Origin of the sequence: Sulfurimonas sp. (assembly GCF_026991475.1) — a bacterium.
Taxonomy (GTDB): domain Bacteria; phylum Campylobacterota; class Campylobacteria; order Campylobacterales; family Sulfurimonadaceae; genus Sulfurimonas.
The window spans coordinates 1-6829 of sequence record NZ_JALXBK010000048.1; the positions used below are offsets into that span (position 1 = coordinate 1).

Sequence of the window (6829 nt, forward strand, 5' to 3'; positions counted from 1 at the left end):
GTAGCTGGTCCGATTACTGTAACACCAGCTTTACGAGCTGTGTTATTCATTTTTCTTGCAAGTCTTTCAGGAATACCTTCAGCAGTAACCATGATAGATTTAAATCCACCAAGCTCTACAGCTTCCACAGTTACATCATAAGCAGTTCTAAAAGAACCAAAGTTTAAAAGAACGTCAGCATTTGGATGATCTTTTTTTGCATCCGCAGTACATTTGTAAAGAGGAACCATTATTTCATCTGGACCCCAAAAGAATTTTTCAAATTTATTTCCACTTGTTGGAGCAACGATTGCTGCAACAGAAGGAGTATCTCTTTTAATCGTATAATCATAATCTAACATTCTTTGAATAGCAGTTTTATTGTTGTTCCAAAAAATCGCTTGTGTATCTCTAGTGTATAATTTTTCCATTTTAGCCCCTTACTTCTCTAATGCCATTCTAACGATGTCAGTAACGTGTGTGTCTGGTCCGTACACTTCAATGTAAAGTCCAAGTCTATCCGCAGCTTCTTTAATATCTTTCAAACCTTTTTCATAGTTTGGTCCACCACGACGAACATAAATTTTTGTGTTATGTGCTTTAATCTTTTCAGCATTTTCTTCAAATGATTGAATAATACCTGTAAAAGTTTTTGCTACATCTGTAAAGTTTGCAATAGCTCCACCAATGATTAAAATCTTATCTTGACCTTTTGGATCTTCATGACGAGTCATCAAATCGATAATAGTGTCTGCATAGAATTTAGTTTCACCAGTAGTTGGTCCACCTGAATACTCACCATAGTTTGCAAGATCAGCAATAGAACCACCATTCGCTTCAGCAAAATCAGCAATAGTGTCTGCGTAAACAACAGAAGCACCACCACCGGCAACCATAGTCCAAACTCTACCCATTGGGTTAAGAATAGTAAGTTTTAGTGAAGCACCTGATTTACTATCAGCTTCAGCAATTGCTTTTTCTTCTGGAGATTGATCTTCCATACCAAATGCAGTTGGATACTCAATATCTCCCCATACATCTTTCATCATAAAACCTGCAGTATCATCAAGACGAGCAACAAGGTCAAGAATAGCCATATTATTACCTTCAAGCATAACAATCGGGTTAATTTCTAAATATGCAAAGTTCATATCTCTATAAAATCTAAAAAATGAGAATGCAAATGCTTCAAATTGTGCTCTATTCTCTGCTGGAATATCTGCAGGTATATTAGCTTTAATTTCATGTTCAATATCGGCATCTGTCATATCAATAGGAATTACTACTTCATTAACTTTTTCATCCCAACCATCTTCAACTTCCATTCCACCTTCAGCAGACATGTAAAGTACATCATCTTCACCAACACAAGTAGCAGAAATGTAGTACTCTTGTTCTTGAGAGTGTGGAGTAAATGGCTCAACAATAAAGTGTGTCAAAGTACCATGCTGTCCTGAAAGAAGTGTTGTAGGATGAGAAATTTTCTCATCAATCCATTTTGCTGCATCAGCTAAAGTTACATCACCTGGCTTATTTGTTTTAAATAGTACCAAATCATTTTTACCGCGCTTACCAAATAACATATCTGGTTTTGCAACTAATGGTTCTTGTTTTAACCATTCAAAGCCATGTTCTTCAGCTTTTGCTAAAAGTTCTGCTCCACTTGTTACAAGAACAGATTTGAACCCATAATGGAATCCACTAAAATATTTTTCCCATTGTTTAGAAAAAAGTGCTTTACCGTCGTATTCACGTATCGCTTTTTGAGCCATAGAAACTCCCTATTTTGATATTTGAGGAGCATTGTAGCATAAACTTTTTAATAAATATCTTTTGTTTATATTTCATATTAAATAGATTTATCTATTGTTTATTTTAGTAACATCAGCTTTATATACTGCTATATTATTGTAACGAATAGTTACATCAGCATCTTTTCCTTTACGTAAAGAGAGCTCTTTTAAGCCTATATTATCACACTCATTTACACCATAAAATTTTAATCTTAGTTGCATTTTATAATTTGTTTTTACACAATTAATATTGTGTGATTTTAAGTAAGTTGCCAACTCTTTTGCTACATGCATATCATAAGCAAAATGTTTTTTTGGATTATCTAAAACACGATAAAGTTCTTTATTAAAAAACACAACGACTGCGTTTAGTACTAAGAATATCAATGATATAACAAAAATAATTTTGTATTTTTTTCTAAATTCTTTTACTCTGACGCGATAAGATGAAACAAAACTTTGGGCAGCTAAAGGCAAAGATATAATCAGATAAGGAGCAAATACTTCAATGTCTACTCTTTGTCTAAAAGAGAGAATCAAAGAAATTAGTAGCGCTGTTGTAGAGATATACCATATTTTATCAATTTTCTTTGTCAAAAAACGTTTATAAAGTACATAAAAAATATAGATGAAAACAATAGGCGTAAATATAGCACTATACAGCCCCATTATATCTAAAAAGTGCCCGCTTGGTGAACCATAAATTTTAATATTGTAAATACTAATGGATACAAAATACAGTAGTATATTATAAAGAAACATCCATCTATTTTTTTCAAAGAAATAGTAGACCATTAATCCCAAGAATAGGTAGGAAAAACCAGGATCAAGTAGTGCAAAAACGAGTAATAATGGTGCAATATATATCTCTTTTAATTTATCGCTTAAATAGATATATAATAAAAGTCCAAAAATAAGTAGACCTGCATGGTTTACTACCAATGCCGCACTAATTACACCAGGAAGTAAAATAAATATTAGAATGAGCCATAATCTGTTTCTCGAGGATTTAAGGTATCTTTTTGATATGTTATAAAGTAGTACTACACTTCCAAGATGAAACAGTATCATCGCTAAACGCAGTCCTATATCATTTTCTCCAAAAATATGTATAAAAAATTTAGTGATTTCTTGTAAAAAAGATCTATTGCCATACAATAAAAGTGCCTCATTGTATGAAATAGATACATGAGCCGTTTCAAGCAATAGAATAAGGGCATCTAATCCTAAAAGTAAGAAAAAGATGAATTTTGAACTCATAGTTTTAAAAAATTTCCTATCATTTCATGACCATATTCACTCATGATAGATTCAGGATGAAACTGCACGCCATAAATCTCTTTATCTTTGATTTTTAGAGCCATAATTTCATCATCATCAATACTAAACGCAGTCGGTTCAATAATCTCTGGTAAGCTATTTTTATCTACAATAAGAGAGTGATAACGAGTGGCAATAAATTTCTGAGGAATATCTTTAAACAGAGCACACTGCTGCGTTTGTTTCATCATTGATGTCTTTCCATGCATCATATTTTTTGCACGAACAACATCTCCTCCAAAAACCTGTGCAATACTTTGATGTCCAAGGCAAATTCCTAAAATAGGAACTTTATCTTTAAAATATCTAATCACATCAAGTGTAATCCCAGCTTCATCAGGAGAAGCCGGTCCGGGTGAGACAATAATTTTTTCAGGATGCAAATTTGCAATTTCTTCCACACTCATTTCATCATTTCTTATTATTTTTAAATCAGCACCAAGTTCACGACAATATTGCACAACATTGTAAGTAAAACTATCATAATTATCTATCATCAAAATCATATTATTTATTCCTCTCATCCTAAAAAAGTTCTAATGGCACATTATACCTAATTCTGCAACTCTTTTCGATTTGTAAGCGTTTGCAGATAATTTGAAATATTTATAAGTGAAAAAGTTACTAAAAATATCATAAGTCCAGGAAAGAAGCTTACCCACCAAGCAATATCAACAACGCCTTTACCGCCACTAAGAATCGTTCCCCAGCTCATTTGTGGTGCGACAATTCCAAGTCCTAAAAAACTAAGAGAAGACTCTGCAAGTATTGCACCACCTACGCCAAATGTAAAACTTACAAAATAGATTGGAGCGAGTATTGGTGCATAATATTTCATCAATATTTTAAATTTATTGACTTTTGCAATATTTAATATTTTTATAAAAGGTTGCGAGGTTATTTTAAAACTCTCCGAACGGATTAAGCGGGCTGTAGTCATCCAACCTGTTATGGAAATAATCACTATAAGCACCCACACAGAAGCATTTACGTAACTTACAAGTGCCAAAAGTAAAAAGAAGGTTGGAAAAGTTAGAAATAGATCCACGCTTACAACAAAAACCTTATCGAAACCTCCTCTTAAATAACCAGCTAATGAACCATAAATAAACCCTACAAAAGAAGCAATAAAAGCACTCCCAACTCCAATGGTTAATGAGACCTGACCGCCATCAATAAGACGTGCCAAAATATCTCGTCCAAGTCTGTCTGTTCCTAAAAGATGCGCGAATGAGGGAGAGAGAAGTATGGAGTGAGCATCTAAGGCATAGGAGCTGACTGTGTAAAAAAAAGAGCCAAAAAAAGAGAAAATAAAAATAAATAGCAATAGAGCTATACTAAAGATGGGCATGACCTACTGTTTAATTCCCAAAAGAGTCTGCATCATCTGATCTACTGTTGTTATCACTTTTGCTGCTGCACCATACGAGGTTTGGTATTTAATAAGATTTGTCATCTCTTCATCTATACTTACTTTAGAAACAGAGTTATACTCCATCTCTGTTGCATTAAATTGTGCAGTTACTGTATCATTTCTCGATACTGCAGAGTTTGTTGAGACACCAACAAAAGTACTCGTAGTATCAAACATTCCATAAAGAGTTGTATTATATGTCTCCGTAGCTACATTAAAATCATACTTTTCAAACTGCTGTTGTGTCATATCTAATGCTAAATTATTATCACCACCACTTGAAGAGTATCCGGCATGTACCAAAGTTGGATTGTTACGTAATGTATCATTAAGTTGAATATCACGTGCATTATTACCATCAAAATATCTACCTAAGCCTAGGGCTCCTGCAAAATTTGTTCCAGAATTAAATGAACCATCACTGTAGTTATCTTTTATTGAAAAAGTATATCCTTTTGAAGCAGCATCAGAATTTACAGACAAATCTAAAATATTTTCACCACTTCCAACAGAATCATAATTAAATTCCATATAATCATCTATATCATTTGTTGCATTATTATCCCCATTGTCATCTTTATTTGCTTTAATTTGAGCTTTTATAGAATTATCGGTATTAGACATTGATGTTGTCGAATCTATATTAATTTTTCTCGATGCCACCTCATTACCATCTATATCATAAACAACAACATCAAAAGAGCCCTGTTTAATAGATAACTTTGAATTTACTAGCGGAGTAGAATCACTTAATTCTACACCATTTGATTCTTTATGTGTTGATGCACTTTGAGCATATAAATTATTTGTCCCTTCAATCAATCCTTTAGCAAAAGCATCCAAATCCGATACCGTTTTTTGAAGAGTACCATCAACAGGCATACCACTTGTTGTATCAAGAGCAGCACCACGTAAATTCAGTAGCGCACCTATTTTACCACCCTTTATCTCTTCATTCATCGGTATTAAAGTTCCATCTTGTCTTTCATAAGAGATGTCATAAAATCCAAATTTATTTGATTTATTCTCTAAATGCAGAGGATGAAATGTATTTCCATCGACAATATTAAAACCATTTACACTTAAAGTATAGCTTCCTGTTCTTGTATTAGAGTTACTATCTACTTGAATATTTGCTTCTAGTTGTCCTTGATTTACATTTGCACCAATTAATTTTGAAAGACTTCGCTCTAAAACATTGCGTTTATCACGTAAATCATTAGCACTATTTCCACCGCCATTTTCAGCATTATTTATAGATAAATTAACATCAGCCAACTGTTTTGCCAAATCATTAACCTGATTGACATTAGCTGCTATTTGTTCATTCGTCTGTTTTTGTAAATCTAATACCTTAGTTTGTGTCTCTTTAATATGAGAAGCAAGTGTCTCACTCTGTTTTGCTAAGGCAACTTTCACAGAATCATTATCAGGATTATCTGCAAAAGTTTGCCAAGAATCATAATACTTTTGCATATCAGCTTTTACACCAACACCATCAATTTCAGGAAAGTAGGTAGATAATGTTTCTAAAGTTTGCCTTTGTGTATCACTATTTTCTTTATCAGCAGAAACTGCATTATATCTATCAAAAACAAAATTATCAAAAACTCTTTTTATATCTTGCACTTCAACGCCATTGCCTACCTGCCCTGGACGCATTGCAATAGGAGTTGCCGCAGAGGTCATTACTCTTTGACGTGTATAACCCTCAGTTTCAGCATTTGCAATATTGTGTCCAGTGGTATTAATTTCTACCTGTGCTGCACTAAGTCCACTATAACCTATACTTAAAGTATTAAACATAGAAGCCATATTAAACCCTTACTTGTAAAATTGTAGAATCTTTTGATGCAACTTTATTGTAGCCATCCATCTCTGTTGGCACGAGACGCTCTAAAAAAGTATTGTATAAATTACTTACAATCACTACAAGTTTTGCATACTCTTTATTTACATCACGAAGTGCAGAGAGTTTTACTTTTAGTTCTTCAAGAAGTTGGTGTTGTTGTGCATTTAGAAGTTGTGGAAGTTCTGTGTCAGGATGCGTACTCATCAAAGATGATATTTCATAATCTATCATCGCTTTCTTAGCTTCAAAACTTTTAATTTTTTCTTCTTTGATTGAAAGTCTTTCAAATTGAGGGTCATGTTGTGCAACTTTTATATCATTTATATCTGACTGCGTCAGCAGTATCAAATCATCTAAATCCGTTAAAGTATTTTGTAAATGATGTGTCAACATACTACACCCCTGTTATTTTATCTCTAAAGCAACTCATCAGCCATTTTATTTGCTAAGGCAGACAAGTCTACTTTGTAC

Annotated in this window: 6 protein-coding genes and 1 pseudogene; all 7 read right to left on the bottom strand. The window is 33.2% G+C overall.

All coding sequences use genetic code 11. From position 1 onward, the window contains the following. Nucleotides 1-410, bottom strand: a pseudogene (locus MV589_RS04130) (citrate/2-methylcitrate synthase); the annotation flags it as partial. A 9-nt stretch (nt 411-419) separates the two neighbouring features. Continuing rightward, complete coding sequence (locus tag MV589_RS04135; RefSeq protein ID WP_297432332.1) at nt 420-1751, bottom strand: ATP citrate lyase citrate-binding domain-containing protein; 1332 nt, start codon at nt 1749-1751, stop codon at nt 420-422. Nucleotides 1752-1838: 87 nt separating this feature from the next. Continuing rightward, nucleotides 1839-3032, bottom strand: coding sequence for a glycosyltransferase family protein (locus tag MV589_RS04140; protein ID WP_297432334.1), 1194 nt, complete (start codon nt 3030-3032; stop codon nt 1839-1841). Continuing rightward, entirely contained in the window at nt 3029-3598 is a 570-nt protein-coding gene (locus MV589_RS04145) for an aminodeoxychorismate/anthranilate synthase component II (RefSeq protein ID WP_297432337.1), read from the bottom strand. Before MV589_RS04145 ends, MV589_RS04140 begins: the two co-directional genes overlap by 4 nt. A 47-nt stretch (nt 3599-3645) precedes the next feature. Next, nucleotides 3646-4443, bottom strand: coding sequence for an ABC transporter permease (locus MV589_RS04150; protein ID WP_297432339.1), 798 nt, complete (start codon nt 4441-4443; stop codon nt 3646-3648). Between the two features lie 3 nt (nt 4444-4446). Beyond that, a complete protein-coding gene (gene flgK / locus MV589_RS04155) occupies nt 4447-6321 on the bottom strand; it encodes a flagellar hook-associated protein FlgK (protein ID WP_297432341.1) in 1875 nt (624 codons plus the stop codon). Between the two features lies 1 nt (nt 6322). Further along, nucleotides 6323-6751 carry a hypothetical protein gene (locus MV589_RS04160; protein WP_297432343.1) on the bottom strand — a complete coding sequence of 143 codons (429 nt, stop codon included), beginning with the start codon at nt 6749-6751 and terminating at the stop codon, nt 6323-6325. Nucleotides 6752-6829 lie beyond the last annotated feature (78 nt).